We start from the raw sequence: 24,173 nt of genomic DNA, 5'->3' as shown, positions 1-24,173 counted from the left end.
CGAGTGTAGCTGTATATAGTTACACTTATGGAGCTGCTCAAGAAACTCGAAATCCTGGCGGACGCCGCGAAATACGATGCCTCCTGTGCCTCAAGTGGTACGCGGTCGCGCAATTCGCTCGGCGGCAAAGGCATCGGCTCGAGCGAAGGGTCGGGCATCTGTCATGCGTATGCGCCGGATGGGCGGTGCATCTCGCTGCTCAAGATTCTGCTCACCAATTTCTGTGTTTACGAATGCAGCTACTGCATCAATCGCAATTCGTCGAACGTCGCACGAGCGCGCTTCACGGTCGATGAAGTCGTACGGCTGACGCTGGATTTCTACAAACGCAATTATATCGAAGGCCTCTTCCTAAGCTCCGGCGTGATTCAGAGCCCTGACTACACAATGGGCCAGCTGGTAGAGGTCGCGCGGCGTCTGCGGCTCGACCACGATTTTCGTGGCTATATCCATCTCAAAACGATTCCGGACGCCGACGGCCAGTTGCTCGCCGATGCCGGCACCTACGCCGATCGGTTGTCGATCAACGTCGAGTTGCCCACCCGTATCGCGCTTGCCGATCTCGCGCCGGAAAAGGATCACCGAACCATCAAGCTATCGATGGCGCGTATCCGTGCGCGCCAGGATGAATACGCCGACGACCGCCGTGCTGCCCGGCGTGTGACCAACCAGTCGCCGCGCCGTATCACGCCGCAACGGTTCGCGCCGGCCGGTCAGTCCACCCAGATGATCGTGGGTGCGGAACCCTCGACCGATGCACAGATCCTGTCGACCACCGCCAATCTGTATTCGGCCTACAAGCTCAAGCGTGTGTATTTTTCGGCGTTCTCGCCCATCGCCGATGCATCGGCAAAGTTGCCCGCACGCCGTACGCCGCTCATGCGCGAGCATCGGTTGTATCAATCGGACTGGCTGATTCGCTTCTACGGCTATGGTCACGACGAAATCACCGCCGGCGCAGACGATAGCGCGGCCGCGGGTATGCTCGATCTCGATGTGGACCCCAAGCTCGCCTGGGCGCTACGCAACCGTGGTTATTTCCCGGTCGATCTCAATCGCGACGGGCGCGAGCGACTGTTACGCGTGCCGGGTCTGGGCGTGAAGTCGGTCCAGAAGCTGCTCAAGATCCGACGCTGGCAAAAGATCCGTCTCGAAGATCTGGTTGCGTTGAAGGCCGGGGTGAAGAAAGCCATGCCGTTTATCATATGCGCCAATCATGCGCCCGCACTGGCCGAAGTGCCGAGTGCCACCTTGCGCACGCGCTTTGCCCCGGCGCGCGCTGCTCAGCAGGCGTTCGATTTCTAGGTTTGCCTCGATGAGTTTCCAATCCTCGCTATTCGACGCCGAGACGACAGCCGGCGATCAGGCTGTGGCGCGCTTTGCGCCGGATTTCGCAAGTTGGCAAGTCGAGGCACGCCGGTTGCTGGCCGAGGATATCGCACCGGCTCGTGTCTGGTGGCAACCCGAGCCGGCGCGTGAACACAAAACGGTATCGCAGCCGTCAGCGAAGCCTGCCCAGCGCCCCGTCGCCCGTGTGCCCAAGGCGTTCGTCGACCAGGCGCGGGCTGTCAGCTGTCATTGCAACGAGGATCGCTGGGCGCTGCTCTACCGAGTGCTTTGGCGCCTCGCTCGCGGCGAGCGCCACTTGCTGCAGCTTGGTGGCGATCCGGACGTCGTGACTTTCACACGCTATGCCAAGGCGGTGCGCCGCGACATGCACAAGATGAAAGCGTTCGTGCGTTTTCGCGAAGTGGCAGAATCGGGCGCCGCCGATCACGAACCGCGTTATGTGGCGTGGTTCGAGCCCGAGCATTTCATCGTCGAATACGTCAGCGGCTTCTTCAAGCGGCGTTTCGCCAACATGCGCTGGTCGATTCTCACGCCGGTTGGCTGTGCCCATTGGGAAGGCCAGGGCGAAGTCTGGTTTTCGCCGGCGACCGACAAGTCCGCCGCGCCCGAAGGCGATAGGCTCGAAGCTGCCTGGCAGACTTATTACCGCAGCATCTTCAATCCCGCGCGTGTAAAGATTCGGGCGATGCAGTCCGAAATGCCCCAGAAGTACTGGAAGAACATGCCCGAGGCGCATCTCATTCCTTTGATGCTGCGCGATGCCGACCGCCGCGTTCAGGCCATGGAGGCCAACCGCAAGGACAACGACCTACTACGCTGCGGGCCGCGACCGGCAAGCCCGGACGACGACAATGCCGCCGCGGTCGAAGCCAGTGCGCCGGCGTCGCTCGAGCGCCTGGCCTTGCAGGCGACAACCTGCCGTAACTGTCCGCTCTGGCAACCGGCTACGCAAACCGTATTCGGTGAAGGCCCAGCGAATGCGCGGGTTATGATCGTGGGCGAACAACCGGGCGATCGCGAGGACCTGGCCGGTCGTCCGTTCGTCGGACCGGCAGGGCAATTGCTCGATCGCGCACTGGCCGCAGCCGGCCTGGTGCGTGAGCGGTTATATCTGACCAACACGGTCAAGCATTTCAAGTTCAGCCCCCGTGGCAAGACACGTTTGCACGCGACCCCGAGTGAAACCGAGGTGATGGCTTGTCGGCCGTGGCTGGATGCCGAGATCGGACTCGTCGCCCCCGAACTGGTGATTTGCCTCGGTGCGACCGCGGGTCGTGCGCTATTGGGTGCTGATGTACGCGTGACCCGCGATCGCGGGCGTTTGATCGATCACAACGACCGGCGTTATCTGCTCACAGCGCATCCGGCGTATCTGCTGCGGCGCGGGTCGGCGGCCGCCAATGCGGGCGAATATGAGCGGTTCGTGGAGGATCTGGCTCGGGCGGCGGATTGGGTTTGAGTGTGGCGTCGGTGTGAATACTCGTCGTTGCTAGGTCGCGCTGCAGTGCGAAGCAAAAGGAACGACAAACTCGTGAGTGCAGAATGCCTCGTACGCTGAGGCGCCGCTTTCAGCCGCGTATCCACAAAATACCGATGACTCGCTAACAACACGCCACCCGTGCATGATCAGCCCTGAAGTTCAGCCTCAGACGGGCGAATCAAATGGCAGCAAAAGGCGATGGCGTACGCAGCAATCTGTTGGGTCAGTTCACGAGTCTGAGCGGCAGCCTGTCGAAAAAGGCGCTGGGTGTGCTTACCCGCCGGGTCGGCGGGCTGACGCTGGATATCGGACGTACGATCATTCTCGATCGCGCCCAGCGTCGTCTGCTGTCCGACGAGCAACGCGCCTGGATGAAGCGTGCCGGTGAGGCCATCCAGGATGCCCGCCAGACCGCGGGCCTGTCGCTGGACGAACTCGCCAATACCCTCGATCTCGAGGACAAGACGGTGCTCCAGGCAATCGAACAGGGCTCGGCAACGGTGTCGTTCGATCTGATTCTGCGCCTGACCTCACTGCTCGCGCGCAATGATCCGATCCCGTTTCTGATCAAGCTCGTGCGCGGTTTTAATCCACGGCTGTGGGCATTGGCCGAAGACTGGGGTATCGGCCGCTTGCCGGGTATGGTCGAGCGTGACAGACAGTGGATGAACATCTATCGCGGCAACGAAGCCGCCCGCCAGCTGCCGCAGGCGGATTTCGAGCGGGTGATGGCGTTTTGTGAAAATGCGCTCACCATGGCCGTTCAGTTTCAGCAAAGTGCGGCATCGACAGATAAGGCCGATACCGACGATAAGCAAACCGACGAGCGCGCGCGATAAGAAAGACTGCCCGAGCAGGTGCCATTTGGCGTGTGGCCTTGAAAGCCCGGCTGCAAACGGCACTATCGGGTCATCAATTACACGAGCTGCGATATGCAAACGCTCAAGATCGATCTGGTTTCCGACGTGGTCTGCCCATGGTGCGCAATCGGTGATGCGCGTCTACAACAGGCGATCGCGCTCGTGGGCGGCGAGCTCGATGTCGAAGTCGAATGGCATCCGTTTCTGCTCAACCCGGATGTGCCCAAGGAAGGTCGCGATATTCTCGAGCATCTGAGCGCGAAATACGGCCGCAGCGAAGACGAGATGAAAGCGTCGCAGCACGAGATCACGGCCGCGGCGAACGGACTCGGGCTGAATTTCGAAAAGGCACTGGAACGACGTTCCTGGAATACGTTCGATACGCATCGCGTACTCGCTTATGCCAAAGAGCAGGGATGCGATGGCGCATTCAACCGCGCCTTGTTCGACGCGTATTTCGGCCGTGCCGAAAGTCCGACGGATGCCGAGTTGCTGGTCACGATCGGTGAGTCGCTGGGTCTCGATGGCCCACGTATACGCGAGATTCTGGCCAGCGATGCCTATACCGAACACGTCGAACGCGAAATCGCGCACTGGCAATCCCTGGGCGTGTCGTCGGTGCCCTCGTTCATCGTCGACAATAAATATCTTCTGGCCGGTGCACAGCCGCCGCAGACACTGGCCGATGCGCTGCGCCAGATTGCCGCGGAGCACAGCGAACGCGCCTGACTATGGGTCTCCCGGCGCGGCGGGCGGTCGGGACGGCTCGGGTACCTCGTTTTCGTTGATGCGCGCGCGCACGTTCGGCAGGTAGTCCGGGTATTCGCGTTGGACGAAATCCAGCAACGCTTCGCGCATGCGACAGCGCAGGTGCCAGAGCGCGATCGAGTCGGTCGAACTCATCAGGAAACGAATCTGCATGGCGTGTTCGCCGGATTCCACGACCTGGGTTGTACCAATGAGTTCGTCCCAGGCGCCGTCGGCCTTGAGCAGGCGTTCGAATTCGGCGCGCAGCGGCGGTAGCGGCATCCGATAATCCAGCCACATGAAAACGGCGCCCATGAGGCTGGTGGGCCGGCGGGTCCAGTTCTCGAACGGGTTTTCGATGAACCACTGCAGCGGCACGACCAGGCGGCGCAGATCCCAGGTGCGCAGCACGACATAGGTGGTGGTGACCTCCTCGACCCAGCACCACTCGTCCTTGAACTTGAGCACATCCTCGATACGAAACGGTTGCGATAGCGCGATCTGCAAACCCGCGAGCAGGTTAGACAGCACCGGGCGCGCGGCAAAGCCGATGATCAAGCCACCGATACCGGCCGAGGCCAGCAGGCTGGTGCCGAGCTGCCGTATCGACGGAAAAGTCATCAGCGCGGTGGAAATACCGATGATCGCCACCAGTACCGTCAACCCGCGGGTAAGAAAACGTGCCTGGGTTTCGACCTTGCGCGCCGCGTGATGGCGGCCTTCAATCGCCGGGTTGAGGCTGACGATCACATCGCCGATGGCGGTAATGGCTTTGAGCGCGGCCCAGGTCAGGGCCAGGATCAGACACAGGCTGTTGATATGCCGGATCGCGTCGATCCACGGCACGTCGTTATCGCTGGCGGTCCAGACCACCTGCAGCGTGAGCAAGAACACCACCACGCCGCCCGAAGCGTCGCATTGCTGCAAAAACTCGCGGGCGATTGCGCGCCGCTGGATCAGCCGATAACCGAGCTTGATCAGCAGGACATAGGCCAGGGTGACCGCAGTCGCGGTGATCGCGCCAGTCACCAGCGTCAGTGCCCAGCGGCCGACCGGGGTATCGAGACTTTCAAGCATCAGCTATTCATTCCAGGCTGCAATCGATCGTGATGAAAAGGCTCGCCACGGGCCGGCATGCAGTTTTCCTGCCATAGCGGTCGCTGGCTGCACCGGCCGGCTGCCAAAGCGCCTGTTCAAGTCGAGACATTGCCGAGTAATTTCGGTTATTTTTGCGCCCAAAGATAGATGTAGGGTCGCTTCGGCCGTGCCACGCCGCGTGGTGCATCGCCCCGCGCGCGTAGGAATAAAAAGGAGTGAAGCTTGGCGAACAAGGGTTTGGGGGCGCGGCGTATCGGCGCGTTGGTATTGGGCCTGTGCATGCCGTTCGTGCTGGGCGGCTGTGTTTGGCAGGCGGCACAGTTCTGGGTGGCCGGCGAACAGGTGGAATTGCGCGAAACCGATACGGACGAGCGCCCGGCCGCCCGCGATGCGCCGCAGCTGCTCGTGGTGGCGATCGACGGTATTGACCGCCATCTCCTCTACGACATGCTGCGTGCCGGCGAGCTGCCGGAAATGGCGCGACTGCTCGCGGACGATGGCAGCAATCGCTTTGCCAACGCCTGGTTCGAGGACTCGATCGTCAGCGTGCTGCCGTCATCCACGGCGGTCTCGTGGGCGACTACTGTAACCGGCACCAACCCGGCCGAACACGGTGTGGCGGGCAACGAATATTTCATTCGGCGCACCGGTGAATATGCCGCACCGGTACCGGTGACGATTGCCGACGCCACGCAGGTATTCAATATCTATACCGAAGGCTATGCCAACGATCTGCTGGAAGCGCCGACGATCTACGAACAGCTGCGCGAAACCGATCCCGGCGTGCGTATCTGGGTGGGTATGCACCAGTTCTATAGCGGGGCCGACCGTCTCATCCTCACCGACCGCACGGCGATGCTGGATGCCTTCCAGAGCCTGTTTGCCGAACACGTGGCCAGTCAGCTGACCGGGCAACAGTCGTTGTCGCTATTCGAGGAGCTCGATGCAGAAGTCATCGAAAACATGGATGACCTGATCGAGGATGAACCCGCAGCCGATGTGATCACGATCTACCTGCCGGGTCTGGATCACTATGCGCATATCAACGACGCTGGCCCGGATGTTTCTCGCCGCGACTATCTCAAGAAAGGCCTCGAGCCGATGATGGCCGATCTACGCGAGGCGCTCGAGGATGCCGGTGAACTCGACGATCGTTATATCGTGATCACCTCCGATCACGGCCATACCGGCGTGTTGCACGACGACAAGCATTCCCTGTCGACCGACGGCGCGGGCGAGCCGCCCAACGTGCTCGAGGCTGCCGGCTTCACGCTGCGGCCGTACGCGCTCGAAGTCGACGACGACGTCTTCTTCGATGCCGTGATCGCCTATCAGGGCGCGCTGGCTTACGTGTATGTGGCCGATCGTACGACCTGTGCAACGCGCACGACCCCCTGCGACTGGACGCAACCTGCGCGCGCCGAGGATATCGAGACCGCCGCCGAGGCCTTCTTTCAAAACAACGAAGACGGCCTGCTCGTGCCCGAAATGCGGGATACGCTCGACATGATCCTGGTGCGTACCGCGGCCTCTGACGGTGATGCGGACCAGGTATTCGAAGTCTATACCGGTCACGGGCAGACACAGCCGATCGAGGATTACCTCGCCGCGCACCCGCATCCGAGCTATGTCGATATGCCGCAACGCCTACGGCATCTTACGATCGGACCCCACGGCGATCGTGCCGGTGACCTGATACTGGTGGCACATAATGGCGACCGAGATGATCCGGCGCAGCGTTACTATTTCGCACCGCTCTATCATTCCTGGCACGGCAGCCCGTCGGCGCGCGATTCGGATCTGCCATTGATCGTTGCCCGGCGCGGCCACGCCCGCGACAAAACTCAGGGTATCGTGAGCGCAACGCTTCAGGGGCGTAATGACCAGCGCCTGATTGCCGACGTATTGCTGCGTTTGCGTCGGGGAACGCCTTCGAGCGCAAACGCCGCAACGAGCCAGTGACCATGACCGACGACCGTTCTGACACGATCGAAACGGCAATACTCGAGCGCGTGCACGCACGTGAGCCCGGTGCCACGATCTGCCCGTCCGAGGTGGCGCGTGGGCTGTGGGCCGCGAACGAGTGGCGCAGCCGTATGGACGATGTGCGGGCGGCCGCCGCGCGTCTGGCCGAGGCCGGCGACGTTGTAGCGACGCAGCACGGCGCCACCGTCGATATCCGCACCGCCCGCGGGCCGATCCGGATAGGACGTCCGGCAGACAACGCGTCATAAGATTGGAGCGAGGGCGCGTGTTCAGTCGTTGCGCCTGCTATTCGGGTTATCGTCGTCGTCCGGGGTGCGTGGGTGCGACGGCGGCGGCACGCTGCGATGCCAGACGTCCAGCTGTGGAAAGGCGATGGTGACATCGTGATCGCGAAAGGCCTCGTCGATCGCGAAATTCAGATCCGAAACAACGAAGAAGCGGCGGGTTACGTCGCGGATGAAGCAGCGCAGCTCGAAGTCGAGTGTGGAATCGCCGAAGCCACGAAACAGCGCTACCGGCTTGGGCACGCCCACGCGACCGTCACTGATGACATCGGTGTTGTCGCTGGCGACTTGCAGCAACAGTTTTTCCACCAGCCGTACGTCGCTGCCATACGCCACGCCCACCGGGCAGCCGATGCGCCCATAACGATCGCGCAGATTCCAGTTCTTGAGATGCAGGGTAAGCAGCTCGGAGTTGGGTACCACCACGGTCGTGCGCTGAAGCGTTTCGATCTCGGTAGCCCGAATACGGATACGGCGCACGAAGCCTTCGGTTTCGCCCACCGTGATGTAGTTGCCGCGGCGTACCGGCTGTTCGAACAACAGAATCAGGCCCGATACGAAATTGTTCACGATCGTTTGCAGACCGAAACCGATGCCCACCGACAACGCGCCGGCGATGAATGCGAGCTTGGTGAGATCCAGACCCACATAACTGAGCACGACGAGCGTGGCAATCACGAACAGCACATAGCCGGTGATCGTGGCCACGGCCTCACGCGTATGGGTTTCCATGGGTGTGCGGGCAAGCCACTGGTTTTCCATGCGCCCGGTCAGCCAACGAATGATCGTGGCCAGGAGCACCAGCAACAGCGCGCCCATGATCAGCTGTGCCGGTACGATCTGGACCTGGCCGAGGTTGAACCCGGTCCAGGCCAGATGACGGAGCATGTCGAAACTTGTCCGCGACAACCCCCAGATACGCAGCAGCAGTAGCGGTACGGCCAGCCAGATCGCCAGATGCAGCAAGGCGGCTAACAGATCTGCTTCGCGAAAGCGCTCGCTGTCTTCGACATTGAGCCAGCGTCGCAGACGTCGTTGCCAGACGCGATGACCTTCGTTGAGCCCGGTGGCCAGACAGTCCGTCCAGCGGCTGGCCAGCCAGGCCAGTAGCACCGTGGCCAGGGTCAGCGCGATTTCCGGGACGGGCAGCCCGTTCCAGTGATCGGCGCGCCACCAGCCGTAAAGCGCGGCCACGGCTGCCACACTGGTCGTAATACACAGCAGGGCCGTGATGCCCGTGCCCAGATGTTTATACATGCACGTACGGTTATTGCGAAAACAAGACGATAAGGCCGCTGATCATTTGGGCCGTCGGGAATGGATCACGACGCGTCGCAGCCGGCTCGGATGTCTTCGCAGTTTACGTCAGCCCCGGCGCGGGTCGGAAAGGAACGCGCCGAGTGATAGCGAAAGCTCATTTTTACACGCCCGTGCGGGCCGTCATCGTCGAGTAGTCGCGTATCGGCCGTGGCATAGCCGGGTTCGCCCGGCTGTTTGAGCCAGCGGTCAAACCAAGCCAGCGTGTAGTGCTGCGCCATGATATTGCCCCAGCCGTTGGTATCGTCGCAGGCGCCGTCCTTGATGGCGGGGCACCACGACGTGGCCGGGAAGGCCGGCAACAGTGACCACTCATAGTGGCTGCTGCCGCCGATGGTGATTGTATACACCGGCAGGTCGGCGGCGCGCCAGGCGTCGTAGGCAATCTTGTGTGCTTCGGCATCGGGCGGTTCGGTAAACGGCGTAGGCGTGAGCCCGTATTCGCTGACCATATCCAGTGCCGGTACCCGAGCGCCAAAATCAGGCACGTTGGCATCCGGATTGGTGCCGCCGTTGGTGTTTTCGGTTTCGCCGCCGGGCTGGGTCAGATCGTCCCAGGCGACGACAACGTCCACCGGGTTCGAAGCGTCGAGCTGGCCCGGCCACGGCCCGCTGGCTGGCGTGTCGTAGCCTTGCACGACCGATACGCCCGCCGCACCGGCCGAATGCCCGGCGATGCCCAGCCGATTGGCGTCAATGCTGGCGAAAAAGGGGTTCGAATCGGCCACATGGGTGGGGTAACTGCCCGCACAGCTTTGATTATGCGGGTAGGGCGTTGTCGGTGTGGAACGGAAAAAATCGATGGCATCGACCAGGCCGGTCCAGAACACCGAGATATTGGCATTGCTGCCTTGCTCGCCGCCCGGCGTCTGCATGTCGGAACGCCCCTGACCACGCGGGTCGAATGTCATGACGACATAGCCGTTGCGTACCAGCAACTGGGCCGCCCACCAGTAAAGGGTTTCCGAGGCCTGTAGCGAACCGTTGTCAATCACGATACCCGGCAGTCTGGCGTTGTCGCCGGCGCCGGCCGGGCGCCATACCCGCCCGGAAAGCCGGGCACAGCCCCGATCGTAGAACACCACGGGCTCGACTTGCGCTTGCTGGGTATAAAACGCGTCGCCATCGGCACCGGCCACGTCCGGATAGCGAAAAGGGTCGCCGACGCAGGGCAGTGCCCAGGCCGCGCACAACGGCGTAAGCGGGCTGTTGGCCGATACCGAGAGTACTTGCGACGGGTCGTCTTGTGCCGCGGCGAACAAGTCGTCGAGGGCATTTGCGTCGAGGTCCTGTACCTCGAGGGTATCCAGAAGATTGACGAGTGCCGGACTGGCGGCCAGAAGCCAGCTCGGATCGGCCGTGCCGCGGGCGACATAGTCGAGAAAATTCGCCTGGCTCTGTGTGGTCAGCCGCGCGAGAAACGCCGGGCTGGCCAGTTCTTCGGCGGGCGCTTCGAGAACGCGCGCGTAGTTTTCGGCCTCGCAGGCCGTCCATTCTGCCGACGGATAGACCGCCTCGTCGCAGCGCGTGTCCAGTTCCGACGTATCGACGGTATCGCCGCCGCTGCTACTGCCGTTTTCGCCGCTGGCGCCAGTGCTGTTCGACCCGGCGCGCGTATCGAGTTCGACATTGTCGTTATCTGAGCAGCCTGCGCTCAGACACGTGGCGATCAGCAATGCGCCGATCAACCGTAGTGATCGGTAGCTGGAACCGGTTTGCATAGCCATCTCCCTCGCACGCTCGTTTTTCGAGTCGTCGTTGTGCTCCGGCGCAAGTGAAGTGCGCAGGAAATTTATATTTTTACATTTAGCACGACGCTGGAATAAACACCATCTCTATCGATCATGGGGTGGTTTGCCTGCGGTTAGCGGGAGCCGTCGAGTGCACTGCTGGCAAGCATCTTGCAGCGTTGGCTGCCAATGTCGCGCCATTGTGCTTTACGTGCAAAGGGTCGGCGGCCGGGCGGCCTGGCCCGTCATCAATACGCAAAACCGGGTCGTTACCTCAAATATTTTATAATCAACGCCTTAAGGGGAAAGTTTTGGAAAAGAAAGACATGACTCGCGCAATTCTGGATGCGAAAAAAGCCAAGGGGCTGCGTTGGGATCAAATTGCCGGCGAAATCGGTATGGCACCGGTTTGGACCGCGACGGCCTGTTTGGGCGAAGCCTCGGCGACTGAAGAAATCGCCCAGAAAATCACCGCCGTGCTCGATCTGGGCGACGATGTTGCCGACGCCCTGCAGGAATGCCCGTTAAAGGGGCAGTGGATGGACAAGACCATCCCGAGCGATCCGTTGTTGTATCGCTTTTACGAGATTCTGTCGGTATTCGGGCCCGGCGTGAAACAGTGCATTCACGAAGAATTCGGCGACGGCATCATGTCCGCCATCGACTTCACGATCGACGTCGAACGCGAGCAACATCCCAAGGGTGATCGCGTGAAGATCGTCATGAACGGCAAGTTTCTGCCTTATGTGCGCTGGTAACACCGCGACCGCGCGGTCAGGGCCAGTTCGTTCACCACATTTCAGGGATAACTCATGTCGTATCTAGAACCGGCGGAATTTGTCAAGAAGATGGTCGATTCCGGCGAATCCAAAATCTATATGGGCCGGCGCGACACCATCGTGCGGGCTTATATGGCCGGCGCGATTCTGGCGCTGGCGGTGGTGTTTGCCGTAACCATCACCGTGAATACGGGCAACGCGCTGCTGGGGGCGGTGCTGTTCCCGGTCGGCTTCTGCATGCTCTATCTCATGAAGTTCGACCTGCTCACCGGTGTATTCATGCTCACGCCGCTGGCCTGGCTGGACAAGCGCCCGGGCGTGACCATTCCGCGCGTGCTCGAAAACTGGGGGCTGGTGTTCATCGGCAACCTCGCCGGCGCGCTCACCGTGGCCGTGATCATGTCGATCAACTTCACCTATGGCTTTTCGGTGCCGGTCAATGAAGTGGGGCAAACCATCGCCCATGTCGGCGAAGGCCGAACGCTGGGCTACAAGGAACATGGGTTCGGTGGGTGGATGACACTTTTCATCCGCGGCTGTCTGTGCAACTGGATGGTGTCGATGGGCGTGGTCGGCGCGATGGTCTCGACCTCGGCGACCGGCAAGATCGCGGCCATGTGGATGCCGATCATGGTGTTCTTCTATCTCGGCTTCGAGCACTCCGTAGTCAACATGTTCCTGTTCCCGCTGGGCCTGATTCTGGGCGGCGGTTTCACCCTCGGCGACTACATCTTCTGGAACGAAATTCCGACCGTACTCGGCAATATTGTCGGCGGTATATCGCTGACCGGTCTGACCCTGTACTCAACGCACGTGCGCACCCAGGCGCGGCGCGAGATCGTTTGATCACCACGTCTCGTTGGCAGCGAAGCACGGGGCGGACCAGCGGTTCGTCCCGTGACATCCGGATGACGGCGCGCCGTCCGTGCGGTACGCGTCCATGAGTACGTCGCTCGCCGTCACCGTGGGCCAGGCCAGCAGTGCCGGTCGTAAACCGCGCAACCAGGATTTTCATGGCCTGCGGCGGGCGCAGGGCACAGCGCTGCAATCCAAGGGCATCGCGCTCGCGATTGCCGATGGCATCAGCAGCAGCGATGTCAGTCATATCGCCAGCGAAACGGCAGTATCGGGTTTTCTGGAGGATTACTACTGCACCTCGGATGCCTGGTCGGTTTGCAATGCCGCCCAGCGCGTGATTGCGGCCATCAATTCCTGGCTGTATGCCCAGACCCGACAGAGCCAGTACCGAGAGGATGCCGATCGCGGCTATGTCTGCACCTTTAGCGCGATCGTATTCAAGGCAGCGAGCGCCTATCTGTTTCATGTGGGCGATGCGCGTATCTACCGGCTCCGCGATCAGGCGCTTGAGCGACTGACCGAAGATCATCGTGTTCAGATGTCGCGCTACGAAAGCTATCTCGCGCGCGCTCTCGGTATCAATAATCAGGTCGAGATCGACTACCAGCGCTTGGCGCTCGATGTCGGTGATGTGTTCATCCTGGCGACAGACGGCGTCTATGAGTACATGGACGATGCGACGTTGATCGACACCATCGCGGTGCATGAACACGATCTCGATACGGCCGCGGCGCGCATTGTCGACATGGCCTATGAGCACGGCAGCCACGATAATCTCACCGTACAGATCGTGCGTGTCGACAGCCTTGACGCGCAGGATCCGGACGATATCGCCGGGCGGCTCACCGAACTGGCGTTCCCGCCCGCGCTGGAAGCCCGCATGACCTTCGAGGGCTACGACATCGTGCGTGCGCTCAATATCAGCGGGCGCAGCCATGTGTTTCTTGCCCGCGACGGCGACAGCGGCGAGCCTGTGGCGCTCAAGATACCGGCCAGCGATCTCAAGGCCGATCCGGTACTGCTCGAACGTTTTCTACTCGAGGAATGGATCGCCCGTCGTATCGATAGCCCCTATGTACTCAAGGCATCGCCGCCGCGGCGCAAGCCGGCGCACGTCTATGTCGCGATGGAGTATGTCGAGGGCCAGACGCTTACCCAGTGGATGGTCGACCATCCCAAGCCGGATATGGCCAGCGTGCGCCCGATCGTGGAACAGATCGGCAAGGGCGTACTCGCCTTTCATCGTCAGGAGATGATTCATCAGGACCTTAGGCCCGACAATATCCTTATCGACACGCTCGGCACCGTGAAGATCATTGATTTCGGCGCGGTCGAGGTGGCCGGCATCCGTGAGAGCGCCGGCCGCCACGGCAGCGACGATGTGCTCGGCACCAGCCAGTACGCCGCCCCCGAATATTTCATCGGCGGCCAGGGCACGACACGTTCCGATGTCTATTCGCTGGGCGTGATCACCTATCAGATGCTCACCGGTCAGCTGCCGTACGGCCCGAACGTATCGCGTGCGCGCAGCAGTGCCGATCTCAACCGGCTGAGTTACCCGAGTGCGATCACCTGCAACGCCGACGTGCCCGCCTGGGTCGACGGTGCCCTGCGCAAGGCGCTGCACCCGAACCCGATCCAGCGGTATGCCGAAGTGGCTGAATTCGTCTACGACCTGCGCCATCCCCGTGGCGAGCTCGTGGCCGATCATCGACTGCCGTTGATCGACCGCGACCCGAACCGCTTCTGGAAAGGCCTGTCGGCGCTGCTCGGGTTGGCGGTGGCAGGCCTGCTGGTCTATATCGCCAATATCTAGGCTGTATTTCTGCCGACCTGGTAGTCCACGAACGGCTCGCCGTAACCGCCGGCGGCCATGGCTGGCAGATGCTTGATCGCATCGTGGATGATCTCCAGATGGCGATGGCAGTCCTCGCGGCTGGCTGTGCCGCCCAGGCAAATACGCACCGCCTCCGGCGCCGGCGCACGCATTGCGAAGGCATCGGAAACGACCGCCGCGATGCCATGCTGCTGCAACCGTGTGGCCAGTTCGATGCGATTCCAGGGCGCCGGTACCGGCAGCCACAGATGAAACGCTTCGGGCTGGCTGCGATAGTCGATGCCGGCCAGCACGCGCGCGGCCAACTGCTGACGCGCCATCGATTCCTCGCGAATGGCAAGCGTCGCCGCGCGTACCGTGCCGTCCTCGATCCAGCGTGTCGCCAACTGGATCATGGCCGGGTTGGCCATGACCGAGAGGGTGGCCATCGTCGATGAAACCCGGGCGGTATAGCGCACGTTCGGTGTGACCAGATAACCGATCCGTAATCCGGCGCCCAGCACCTTGGACAGGCCCGCGACATGGAACGTGAGTTCGGGCGCATAGGTAGCGATCGGTGCCAACCGTTGCTTCGGCAGGCAACCGTAAGGGTCGTCTTCGATGATGGGCACGCCGTAACGCAGGGCGATTTCGGCGATGGCAGCGCGGCGTTCGGCCGGCAGTGTGGCGGTCGTCGGATTGTTGAGGGTGGGATTGATATACAACGCCTTGGGCGGGTCGGCCGCGCACAACGCTGCAAACGCGTCCGGGTCGAGTCCGTCGCGATCAGCCGGCAGGCCCACCGGGCGGATCCCGAGATGGGCGGCGATGCCCTTCATACCCGGATAGCTGATTGCTTCACAGGCGAGCGTGTCGCCGGCGCGCAGCAGGGACGCGCTCAGACCCAGCAGGGCGCTATGCGCGCCGGGGCAGACAAGAATATTGGCCGGGTCGGCGTTCGGCAGCCGGCGTGCCATCCAGGCCGCGCCGGCTTCGCGGTCGCGTCGTGCACCGCCGAATTCCTGATAGCGCAACAGATCGTAGATATCGTAGCCGGCGCCCAGGCTTGCGAAACCCTCGCGCAGCCGGGCGCGCAGTGCGGCCGAGCCGGGCTCTGGCGGCATGTTCATGCTCATGTCGATAGGCCCGACCGTACTGGCACGGCGCACCGGATCGCTCTTGATCTCGCCGCGCACATAACTGCCGCTGCCGGTGCGACCGTCGATCAGGCCGCGCTGGGCCGCTTCGGCATAGCCGCGCGCCGCCGTGCTGAAATTCACCCCGAGGCTACGGGCGAGCGCACGCAACGGCGGCAACTTTTGCTGGGCGCGCAAACGACCGGCCTGGATATCGTCAGCGATTGCATCGGCGATCGCATGATAAGTCGGTCGATCGCTTGCAGCGATCGTGGCGCACCAGCGGCTCAGGTCATTACTCATTGTTGCCCTTGAATCGTGCGTAGATCTCTATTTTTCCCCGTTTTAGTGCGGGGTTTTCATTCGCCTTTCGAGCGCACGTCGTTGTCAATTGAAAATAATGCCAGCGTGGAAGGCAGACGCTACCACACTTTCGAGCGAATGATTGCTAAATGATCGCTTTTAATACCCGATCATTTGGCATGCGCGTTGCAACCGTTGTCCCTGACCGGCGCCGGTGCGTCGGTGTCCGACACGCATACCCACGATTGGAGACAACGCGATGCCAGAAGTCACGACAGCCAAGGTTCAGAAGGGCGACTATTTCGTCGACTACGAGGACAAGGTCTTCGAGGACGTTCAGGCCGAAGCCGGTGAAAAAGCCTTGGTGACCTTCCATACGGTTGCCTTCGAGGGGTCTATCGGTCTGGTCAATATGCTTCAGGCCAAGCGTCTGCTGCGCAAGGGTTTCGAAACGACCATCCTGCTCTATGGACCGGGCGTGACGCTGGGCGTGCAACGCGGTTTTCCGACCATTGGCGATGAAGCCTTTCCCGGCCATCAGAACTACGAAAATCAGCTCAAGGCGTTCATGGACGAAGGCGGCAAGGTGTATGCCTGTCGTTTTGCCCTGCAGGCGCTCTACGGGCACGGCGAACCGGCACTGGTGGAAGGCATTCAGCCGATCAGTCCGCTGGATGTGCTCGATATCCAGTTGATCGCGCGCCGCGACAACGCTTATGTCGTGTCCACCTGGACGATGTAGCCGGAACGTCACGATGACTCAGTCACAGATAGTGAAGGTCGCAGCCGTTCAATTGCAGCCGGTGCTCGACAGCGCCGACGGCACCGTCGAGCGCGTGCTCGACGAAATTGCAGCGGCCGCGGCCGACGGGGCACAGCTGGTGGTCTTTCCCGAGACGGCGGTGCCTTACTACCCGTACTGGTCGTTCGTGATGGCGCCGATGGACATGGGCGCGCGTCATAGAGCGCTCTATGACCATTCGCCGACTGTGCCCGGCCCGGTCACCGACGCGGTGGCCGCGGCTGCCCGCACCCACGAGATCGTTGTGGTGCTGGGCGTTAACGAACGCGACCACGGCACGCTCTACAACTGCCAGTTGGTGTTCGACGGCAACGGCGAGATCGCCCTCAAGCGCCGCAAGATCACACCCACCTATCACGAGCGCATGGTCTGGGGGCAGGGCGACGGGTCCGGGCTGCATGCCGTGGATACCGCCGTCGGGCGTGTCGGCGCGCTGGCGTGCTGGGAACACTACAACCCGTTGGCTCGGTATGCGCTCATGGCCGATCACGAGCAGATCCATTGCAGCCAGTTTCCGGGCTCGCTGGTGGGGCCGATCTTTGCCGAACAGCAGGAAGTCACGTTGCGCCACCACGCGCTCGAATCCGGCTGTTTCGTGGTCAATGCCACGGCCTGGCTGGACGCGGATCAGGTCGCCAGCGTGACCGAGGACCCCGCGCTACAGAAAGGCCTGTTCGGCGGTTGCTATACCGCGATCATCGCCCCGGATGGCTCGCATGTCGTAGCGCCGCTGCTTGACGGCCCGGGCCGGCTGGTGGCCGACATCGATCTGTCGCTGATCACCAAGCGCAAGCGAATGATGGATTCCGTGGGCCACTACGCCCGCCCGGAACTGTTGTCGCTGCGTATCGACCGCCGCAGTCATGCGGCGCAGCACGCCGACGCCGCACCTGGCGTCGGTGCCGTATCCGAATTCGAGGAACCCGATCATGGCGAACCCGAGCCGTATGCTGCTTACCGAGATGCAATCGCTCGGTCTTCGACTGGCTGACCCGTCCCAGGCCCGGCACCAGGGCGCGCCCAGCCGTCGCGGCGGCGCCGGGCCCTCGGATCACAAGGCAGTCACCGTCGACGGCCAGACCGTGATGGTGCCCGTGCATACCGGCCATTCGAAACGCTCGCCGTTTGCGACCGATGGCCAGGGCCGGCTTACCCGTCACGGCAAGCCGGTTACGACCATCGGGTTTGCCAAGCAGCCGCGTTTCTACGGCCGGCAAACGGCTGACGGCATTCCGTATTGGAAGATCGCCCAGCTGCATTCGAGCGATGTGCTGGCGACCACCGTCTTTCAGACCTGCGTGCGTTATGGCCGACGTGCCACCTCGTGCCAGTTCTGTGCCATCGGTCAATCGCTGGCCGAGGGGCGCACGATCAATCGCAAGACGCCGGCCCAGCTGGCCGAAGTGGCGCAGGCCGCGGTCGAGCTGGACGGCGTGACGCATATGGTCATGACCACCGGCACGCCCAATTTCACCGATCGCGGGGCTGCGGTGTTGTGCGAATCGGCCGCGGCGGTACGCCAGGCGGTGGACCTGCCCATTCAGGCCCAATGCGAGCCGCCGGACGACCCGGTCTGGTTCGAGCGGCTCAAGGCAGCCGGGGTGGATTCGCTGGGCATGCATCTGGAAGCGGTCACCCCCGAGGTGCGCGCCCGCATCATGCCCGGCAAGGCCGAAGTCACGCCCGATGCCTATCTGAAAGCTTTCGAGCAAGCCGTGGCGGTCTTTGGGCGAGGCCAGGTGTCCACCTATATCCTCGCCGGGCTGGGCGATACGCGCGAAGCGATTATCGACATGAGCCGTAAACTCATTGCGCGCGGCGTGTATCCGTTTGTCGTGCCGTTTGTGCCGATCACCGGCACACCGCTGGAAAATCACGACGCCCCGAGTGCTGCGTTCATGCAATCGCTGCTCGAACCGATCGGGGAAATGCTCGTGGACGCCGGCATGCGCTCGGCCGATATCAAGGCCGGCTGCGGGCGCTGCGGTGCCTGTTCCTCGTTGTCCGCCTACGAGCGCAGCGCCGAGACTGCCTGATGCTGCTCGACGGCGACAATTACAAGGTCACGGCGTTCGTGCCCGCTGCGTATAGCGTGAAGCTCGCCGATCGGGCCTGGGAAGTCCGCGCAGCCCAGCGGCTACGCAAACAGGTGTTTTGTGACGAGCAGAACCTGTTCGTCGAGACCGATCGAGATGCCATCGACGCCATCGCGATTCCGATCGTGGCCATGTCATGGAATGCCGGCATGGCCGAGCAGGTCGTGGGCACGGTACGTATTCATGCCGAGTGCGACGGCCTCTGGCGCGGTTCGCGCCTGGCGGTCGCGCGCGGCTATCGGCGCATGGCCGGTCTCGGTCGCGAACTCATTCGGGTGGCGGTCGGCAGCGCCCACGCACGCGGCTGTACCCGGTTCATTGCCACCGTCCAGATGGCCAACGTGGCGTTTTTCGAATTGCTGCACTGGCAAACGCTTGAGCCGATAAGCGTCTGCGGCATGCCGCATGCCTTGATGGAGGCCGATCTGGCCTATTACCCGCCCTGTGCGCCGGGCGAGTGTGCGGTCATAGCCCCGCGGCGGGCCGCCGCATGAGCCGGCTCGACGCCGTGGCCGACCGGGCACTGACGGCTGAAGGTATTACCGGCAAGACGGATATTGCTGCCGTCATGCACCGGCTGCGCGGTGCGGAACCGGCCAACGGCGCGATCCGCGTCGGCGACGATTGCGCGGCCATCCCGGATGGCGACGGCTGGCTGCTGTTCGCGATTGAAGGGTTCGTGAACCGCTTCGTTACCCGCATGCCCTGGTTTGCCGGCTATTGCGGCGTGATGGTCAATATCAGCGATATCGCGGCGATGGGCGGGCGCGCCACGGCCGTGGTCGATGCGGTCTGGAGCCGCGACGTGGATCATATGGGCCCGATCATCGACGGCATGACCGCCGCCGCGCAGGCCTACGGCTTGCCGATCGTCGGGGGCCACAGCAACGCGCATAGCGACGGCGAACAACTCTCGGTTGCCATTCTCGGGCGCGCCAGGCGGCTGCTCACCAGCTTCGATGCACGGCTCGACGACGTGCTCATCGCCGCGATCGATCTGCGCGGGCGCTATCGCGAACCGCTGTCGAACTGGGATGCCAGCACCGATGCGCCCGCCGCGCGGTTGCGTGCGGATATCGACATTCTGCCGGCGATTGCCGAAGACGGCCTGTGTCGCGCGGCCAAGGACATCAGCATGGCCGGTGTCGTCGGCACGGCCATGATGCTGGCCGAATCGTCGCAGGTGGGGGCGGTGATCGATATCGATGCGGTGCCATGCCCTGCGGACGCCGACCCGGCGCGTTGGCTGTGCGAAACCTTTCCCAGCTTCGGCTTCCTGCTGGCGGTTGCGCCGGCTGATGTCGAGGCCGTCAGCAAACGGTTCGCGGCCCGCGATATCGCCTGTGCCGCCATTGGTCGCTGTGACGACAGCCAGCGACTGCGCCTGCGAGTCGGCGCCGCCGAGCGCGAGATCCGCAATTTTCAAACCGATCCCTATATCGCTTGCGCTGCGCAGGCGAGTCATATGCCGGAGTCATTTCATGCCTGAAACCTGGTTCAACGTGCGCTGGCCGGACGATCGCCGTATGCGCTGTTATTCGCCGTCGAGCACGATTACCCAATTCTTCGAGCCCGGCACGCGTTACGCGGTGCCGGAGTTCGTGCGTATCGCGCGCACGGCACTCACGCACGCCGGCGAACGGGTACGCGCGAAATACGGCTATGCCTGCAGCGCCTCGGCCGAACAGCTGGTGGCCATCGAGCGCACCGCGCAGGCGTTTGCAAGCGATGCCACGGTCACCGTCGAGGGGTTCGAACGATGAGCCGTTTCATGCGTCGTGCCATGATCGATGGCCCGGATATCGGCCGTCACTGGCCGGTGGTGGTGATCGGCGGCGGCCAGGCGGGGCTGTCGGCAAGCTACTGGCTTCAGCAGGCCGATATCGACCACATCGTGCTGGAGAAGCATCGGGTCGGTCACGCCTGGCGCGACAAGCGCTGGGACAGCTTCTGCCTGGTCACACCCAACTGGCAATGCCGGCTGCCCGGTTTCGGCTACGACGGCGATGACCCGGACGGGTTCATGCCCAAAGACGAGATCGTGGCCTATCTCGAACGTTATGCGGAATTCGTCGATGCGCCGCTACGCGAAGGTGTCACCGTCACCCGTTTGAGTGGCAACGAACACGGCGGTTTCGTGGTCGAAACCACAGCCGGCACCGCCAGCGCCGATCAGGTCGTGCTTGCCGTCAACGGCTATCACGTACCCAGGGTGCCGCGTATCGCCGAGCGCCTGCCGGCGCATATCGACCAACTGCATTCGGTCGACTATCGCAACCCAGAGCAACTTGCCCCCGGCGAGGTGATGGTCGTGGGCACGGGTCAATCCGGCTGTCAGATCGCCGAAGATCTGCATCTGGCCGGGCGAAGTGTGCATTTGAGTGTCGGTAGCGCGCCGCGTGCGCCGCGGGTGTATCGCGGCCGGGATTCGGTGGACTGGCTCGAACGCATGGGCACCTACGATGTCACCGTGGCACAACACCCCGATTCCGAATACAAATTACGCCACAAGGCCAATCACTACATGACCGGGCGCGACGGCGGCCACGAGATCGATCTACGCGCCTTTGCGCTGGAAGGCATGCAGCTGTACGGCCGTGTTGCCACGATCGAGCCCGACGGGCAGCTGCGTTTCGAAGCGAACCTGGCCGAAAACCTCGACAGTGCCGATGCCACCTACTGCAAGATCCGCGACAGCATCGATGCCTATATCGCCGAGCACGGCATCGATGCGCCCGCAGCCGAGCCATACCAGCCGGTCTGGCAGCCGCCGTTCGAGCCGGACATGCTGAATCTGCAGGACAGCGCGATCACAACCGTCGTCTGGGCGACCGGCTTTGCCGGCGACTTCTCCTGGGTCGAAGCGCCCGTGTTCGACGGCCGCGGCGAGCCTGTGCATCGGCACGGCGTGAGCCCGGTCGACGGCCTGTATTTTCTCGGCCTGCCCTGGCTCAACACCTGGGGGTCGGGTCGTTTCGCAGCGGTGGGCGCGGATGCCGCCTATGTGGTCGATCAGATCGCCGCGATGCATGCCGAGCCGGCGATCGCGCGTACCGGCTCTTGACGCGCCAAAAAAATACGGCGAGCCTGGATACGCCGGGCCGCCGTTCGCGCCCACCGCGGCCCGACCGGTCGAATATCAGCAGCGCAAAACGGCACGCTCGCTGCATTATGGTCGGCATACCCACGCGGCGAAAAAACCTATGGCCTGTGCCCACTCCATTCGTGTATTACTGACTGCCACGCACCGCTACGAAAAAACCGTTTCCACGCGTAATCGCGGCCACGGCGTGTATATCGACGCGCCGATTCTGGCGTATCTGATCGAAACGCCGAACGGGCGCATTCTCTTCGATGTGGCTGCGATTATCACAAGATCGCCACGCCCGAACTGCGAGAGCAATATCTCGAGCCCATGCACCCGACGTTTGAGGTGCCCCAGATGTCGCAGACCCAGCGCATCCCGCACTATCTCCAAGCGCTGGGCCTGACCGTGGCCGATATCGATCTGGTGTTTTTAAGCCATCTGCATTTCGACCACGCCGGCGGGCTGTGCGATGTGCCCGGCTGCGATGTGCATATTCATCACGCCGAAGTCGCGGCCGCCGATACCGGCGAAGTCAGTGGTATCTTCGAAGACGAGATCACCGATCGCGATCGCTGGAAAATCCAGCACGGCGATTACGATGTGGCCCCCGGTGTGCATGCCTTCGAAACGCCAGGGCACACCGCCGGCCATATGTCGCTGTTCATCGAACTGCCCAAGGGCCCGCCGGTGATTCTATGCGGCGACGCCGCCGACCTCACCGAAAACCTCGCCGACGAAATCGCCCCCGGCTACTGCTGGCAGGATCGCGAAGCCGAAGCCCTGGCCAGCATCCGTCGTATCAAGCAGATGGGCACAACCGAGAACGCCGAGCTCTGGCCCAACCACGACTTCGACTTCTTTCGGAGCTTGCCAGCTTTTCCGGCATATCGGGATTGAACGATTGGCAACGTCTAACCGCCTTGGCGGTCAGGAATTAAATGTACTGTACCCGGATATCCCGATATGTGCGCAGGCTGGAGAATAGACTTACTTTTAGCTACGTGGGTTAATTTCGGCGGCGTCAACGCTCAACGGCGCATCAGAATCGTCATCATCCCGGGCCAGAGTTAAGCTCTTGACCATTACTACTGTGCCAGGTGTGGGGTCTTCGCCTTCAATTGCGAAATTCCCGCCTTTGACGTCAAAATCTAGTTTTAACATCCACTTGCCTTCGTGAATGTCAGCTTCTTTGACCATCAGCGTTAAAATTTCAAAAGGGTTGAAAGAATAGCTTTCAGGAGCTTTTGCCATTGTAAAACTCCGGTAAATTATACAAAGTTTGTCAGACTATTATCAAAATAGTACTGATCTGTAATGTGCGAAGAAGTGTTCTTTCTTGATTTTAATTGTCGTGCTCGACCGCTAGAGTTAGTTGAAATTGGAATCTCAGCAGACTGAAAAAATAAAACAAATTTATCATCTTCGTATTCTAAAATTTTTGCACGCTGGCTACGAGAATTGATGCTTTCAAAAACTAGCCGCGGAAGCCGACCAAAAGCTGCCGCTAGTTCTACAATAGTATCCGATTCCAAGTTACACGGCGCTGACAGCCAGCGTGTTATTTGCTCTGGTCGCTTGCCAAGTCTTCTAGCAACATCTGCTTTAGTTAGGTCACTTCTTTCTAACAACTCCAATAATTGGTCGTTCAGATCGCCTCTAAAGCTCTCCTTAAGGTAGGCGAGGCTAAAGCTATCCAACGTGTCGACACAATTAGCGTTTATCAATTGCCCTAGAGAGGTAGTCATTTAAGCGCCCTCCTGTTATTGGCTCGTAAGATGGAAAAAGTTGGCGCCATGTTGATGTGCATCGCCTAATTTCCGCAATCCATTCTCGTTTAACTTGCCTGCCGTCGGCTCTGTGCCATATGTTGTCGAATAACTCTGACGAAAGTCTCATGTTAGTCGCAATAAAAACGTTACGATCGGCAAACCGACCGAATACACGTGTACTTGGGGTTTCTCTCTTTCTGAATTCCCAAACTTCATTATCCCAAGGATCCAGTATCTTTACATCTACTGATGTATCCTTTCCGCTACCTACGGTAACTCGTTGGCCTAGCGTAAAGTTTGAGATGAACGCTCGGAGCTGACCGGCATTGCTACGCTCGAGGTCTCGGCATGTGTCCGGATGCAGTTCACGAAATACCTCGGGTGTGGCATAGAACCGTCTCTGGGGTCCAGATAGAGGCTTCGGTAGGATTGGGTCGACCGAATAAAGCTGATCGTGATCTAAGCATGTCTGTATTGTCTGTCTTATTGACATTAAAATCAATACGGCGTTGTGGGCGTCGAGGTTAAGCCTTGCGCTTTGCGCCAAGACGTTTCGCGACTTTAGGGTTCGTAACTAAGACGCGTGTTGAAACGTCGCGCTGATGGTAGATGGCTTCCAGTAAGCGAGTTGGTATGCTCTCGAAAGCTGCTCTAGATGTGATCTTTCAGTAGGT

General features: G+C 61.4%; 22 protein-coding genes and 1 pseudogene. 17 read left to right on the top strand and 6 right to left on the bottom strand.

From position 1 onward, the window contains the following. Positions 1-27: 27 nt before the first annotated feature. From SSPSH_RS13700 to SSPSH_RS13685, 4 genes are all read left to right on the top strand, one after another. The gene (locus SSPSH_RS13700; RefSeq protein ID WP_006912399.1) at positions 28-1,305 is read left to right on the top strand and encodes a putative DNA modification/repair radical SAM protein; all 1,278 of its coding nucleotides are present in this window, start codon (positions 28-30) and stop codon (positions 1,303-1,305) included. A gap of 10 nt (positions 1,306-1,315) precedes the next feature. Continuing rightward, positions 1,316-2,809: a UdgX family uracil-DNA binding protein gene (locus SSPSH_RS13695; RefSeq protein WP_006912398.1), complete on the top strand. Its 1,494-nt coding sequence runs from the start codon at positions 1,316-1,318 to the stop codon at positions 2,807-2,809. Between the two features lie 203 nt (positions 2,810-3,012). Then, positions 3,013-3,669, top strand: coding sequence for a helix-turn-helix domain-containing protein (locus SSPSH_RS13690; RefSeq protein WP_006912397.1), 657 nt, complete (start codon positions 3,013-3,015; stop codon positions 3,667-3,669). Positions 3,670-3,762: 93 nt separating this feature from the next. After that, positions 3,763-4,419 carry a DsbA family oxidoreductase gene (locus SSPSH_RS13685; RefSeq protein WP_006912396.1) on the top strand — a complete coding sequence of 219 codons (657 nt, stop codon included), beginning with the start codon at positions 3,763-3,765 and terminating at the stop codon, positions 4,417-4,419. Here SSPSH_RS13685 and SSPSH_RS13680 read toward each other — a convergent pair whose 3' ends face one another. Then, positions 4,420-5,514, bottom strand: coding sequence for a mechanosensitive ion channel family protein (locus SSPSH_RS13680; RefSeq protein ID WP_006912395.1), 1,095 nt, complete (start codon positions 5,512-5,514; stop codon positions 4,420-4,422). Positions 5,515-5,757: 243 nt separating this feature from the next. Here SSPSH_RS13680 and SSPSH_RS13675 point away from each other — a divergent pair, with 243 nt between their 5' ends. Together SSPSH_RS13675 and SSPSH_RS13670 are read left to right on the top strand one after the other, a co-directional pair. After that, positions 5,758-7,497, top strand: a complete 1,740-nt coding sequence (locus SSPSH_RS13675) for an alkaline phosphatase family protein (protein WP_006912394.1) — start codon at positions 5,758-5,760, stop codon at positions 7,495-7,497. A gap of 2 nt (positions 7,498-7,499) precedes the next feature. After that, positions 7,500-7,769, top strand: coding sequence for a DUF3253 domain-containing protein (locus SSPSH_RS13670; protein WP_006912393.1), 270 nt, complete (start codon positions 7,500-7,502; stop codon positions 7,767-7,769). Between the two features lie 21 nt (positions 7,770-7,790). Here SSPSH_RS13670 and SSPSH_RS13665 read toward each other — a convergent pair whose 3' ends face one another. Further along, the gene (locus SSPSH_RS13665) at positions 7,791-9,062 is read right to left on the bottom strand and encodes a mechanosensitive ion channel family protein (protein ID WP_006912392.1); all 1,272 of its coding nucleotides are present in this window, start codon (positions 9,060-9,062) and stop codon (positions 7,791-7,793) included. A gap of 65 nt (positions 9,063-9,127) precedes the next feature. Then, entirely contained in the window at positions 9,128-10,843 is a 1,716-nt protein-coding gene (locus tag SSPSH_RS13660) for an alpha/beta fold hydrolase (protein ID WP_021031800.1), read from the bottom strand. Positions 10,844-11,163: 320 nt separating this feature from the next. On the opposite strand from SSPSH_RS13660, the gene cynS reads away from it, so the two are divergent. The 3 genes from cynS to SSPSH_RS13645 all read left to right on the top strand — a co-directional run bounded on the left by cynS (position 11,164) and on the right by SSPSH_RS13645 (position 14,305). Then, positions 11,164-11,610 carry a cyanase gene (gene cynS, locus SSPSH_RS13655; RefSeq protein WP_193788461.1) on the top strand — a complete coding sequence of 149 codons (447 nt, stop codon included), beginning with the start codon at positions 11,164-11,166 and terminating at the stop codon, positions 11,608-11,610. Positions 11,611-11,664: 54 nt separating this feature from the next. Further along, positions 11,665-12,477, top strand: a complete 813-nt coding sequence (locus SSPSH_RS13650; protein WP_006912388.1) for a formate/nitrite transporter family protein — start codon at positions 11,665-11,667, stop codon at positions 12,475-12,477. A 94-nt stretch (positions 12,478-12,571) separates the two neighbouring features. Next, complete coding sequence (locus SSPSH_RS13645) at positions 12,572-14,305, top strand: bifunctional protein-serine/threonine kinase/phosphatase (protein ID WP_006912387.1); 1,734 nt, start codon at positions 12,572-12,574, stop codon at positions 14,303-14,305. Here SSPSH_RS13645 and SSPSH_RS13640 read toward each other — a convergent pair. Further along, positions 14,302-15,744, bottom strand: a complete 1,443-nt coding sequence (locus SSPSH_RS13640; protein ID WP_006912386.1) for an aminotransferase-like domain-containing protein — start codon at positions 15,742-15,744, stop codon at positions 14,302-14,304. The two genes, SSPSH_RS13645 and SSPSH_RS13640, sit on opposite strands and share 4 nt — an antisense overlap. Before the next feature lie 259 nt (positions 15,745-16,003). On the opposite strand from SSPSH_RS13640, the gene SSPSH_RS13635 reads away from it, so the two are divergent. The 8 genes and pseudogenes from SSPSH_RS13635 (at position 16,004) to SSPSH_RS13600 (ending at position 22,627) form a co-directional block, all read left to right on the top strand. Further along, complete coding sequence (locus tag SSPSH_RS13635; protein ID WP_006912385.1) at positions 16,004-16,486, top strand: MSMEG_0572/Sll0783 family nitrogen starvation response protein; 483 nt, start codon at positions 16,004-16,006, stop codon at positions 16,484-16,486. A gap of 13 nt (positions 16,487-16,499) precedes the next feature. After that, on the top strand, positions 16,500-17,537 hold the full coding sequence (locus SSPSH_RS13630) for a Nit6803 family nitrilase (protein WP_021031799.1): 1,038 nt from the start codon (positions 16,500-16,502) through the stop codon (positions 17,535-17,537). Next, complete coding sequence (locus SSPSH_RS13625; protein WP_021031798.1) at positions 17,476-18,582, top strand: MSMEG_0568 family radical SAM protein; 1,107 nt, start codon at positions 17,476-17,478, stop codon at positions 18,580-18,582. The genes SSPSH_RS13630 and SSPSH_RS13625 overlap by 62 nt, the downstream gene beginning before the upstream one ends. Next, positions 18,582-19,136, top strand: a complete 555-nt coding sequence (locus SSPSH_RS13620; RefSeq protein ID WP_006912382.1) for an MSMEG_0567/Sll0786 family nitrogen starvation N-acetyltransferase — start codon at positions 18,582-18,584, stop codon at positions 19,134-19,136. The genes SSPSH_RS13625 and SSPSH_RS13620 overlap by 1 nt, the downstream gene beginning before the upstream one ends. Then, a complete protein-coding gene (locus SSPSH_RS13615; protein ID WP_006912381.1) occupies positions 19,133-20,131 on the top strand; it encodes a sll0787 family AIR synthase-like protein in 999 nt (332 codons plus the stop codon). Before SSPSH_RS13620 ends, SSPSH_RS13615 begins: the two co-directional genes overlap by 4 nt. After that, entirely contained in the window at positions 20,124-20,405 is a 282-nt protein-coding gene (locus SSPSH_RS13610; RefSeq protein ID WP_006912380.1) for an MSMEG_0570 family nitrogen starvation response protein, read from the top strand. The genes SSPSH_RS13615 and SSPSH_RS13610 overlap by 8 nt, the downstream gene beginning before the upstream one ends. After that, positions 20,402-21,706: an MSMEG_0569 family flavin-dependent oxidoreductase gene (locus SSPSH_RS13605; RefSeq protein ID WP_021031797.1), complete on the top strand. Its 1,305-nt coding sequence runs from the start codon at positions 20,402-20,404 to the stop codon at positions 21,704-21,706. Before SSPSH_RS13610 ends, SSPSH_RS13605 begins: the two co-directional genes overlap by 4 nt. Before the next feature lie 139 nt (positions 21,707-21,845). Continuing rightward, positions 21,846-22,627 (top strand): annotated as a pseudogene (locus tag SSPSH_RS13600) (N-acyl homoserine lactonase family protein). 96 nt (positions 22,628-22,723) lie between these two features. Here SSPSH_RS13600 and SSPSH_RS13595 read toward each other — a convergent pair. Together SSPSH_RS13595 and SSPSH_RS18795 are read right to left on the bottom strand one after the other, a co-directional pair. Beyond that, positions 22,724-22,981, bottom strand: coding sequence for a hypothetical protein (locus SSPSH_RS13595; RefSeq protein ID WP_021031795.1), 258 nt, complete (start codon positions 22,979-22,981; stop codon positions 22,724-22,726). Positions 22,982-22,998: 17 nt separating this feature from the next. After that, positions 22,999-23,475, bottom strand: coding sequence for a helix-turn-helix domain-containing protein (locus SSPSH_RS18795; RefSeq protein ID WP_152522827.1), 477 nt, complete (start codon positions 23,473-23,475; stop codon positions 22,999-23,001). Positions 23,476-24,173 lie beyond the last annotated feature (698 nt).

This window comes from Salinisphaera shabanensis E1L3A, from assembly GCF_000215955.2.
GTDB classification, from domain to species: Bacteria; Pseudomonadota; Gammaproteobacteria; order Nevskiales; family Salinisphaeraceae; genus Salinisphaera; species Salinisphaera shabanensis.
The sequence above is the reverse complement of the archived record's forward strand: the minus strand, read 5'-3'. Positions and strand labels throughout refer to the sequence as shown.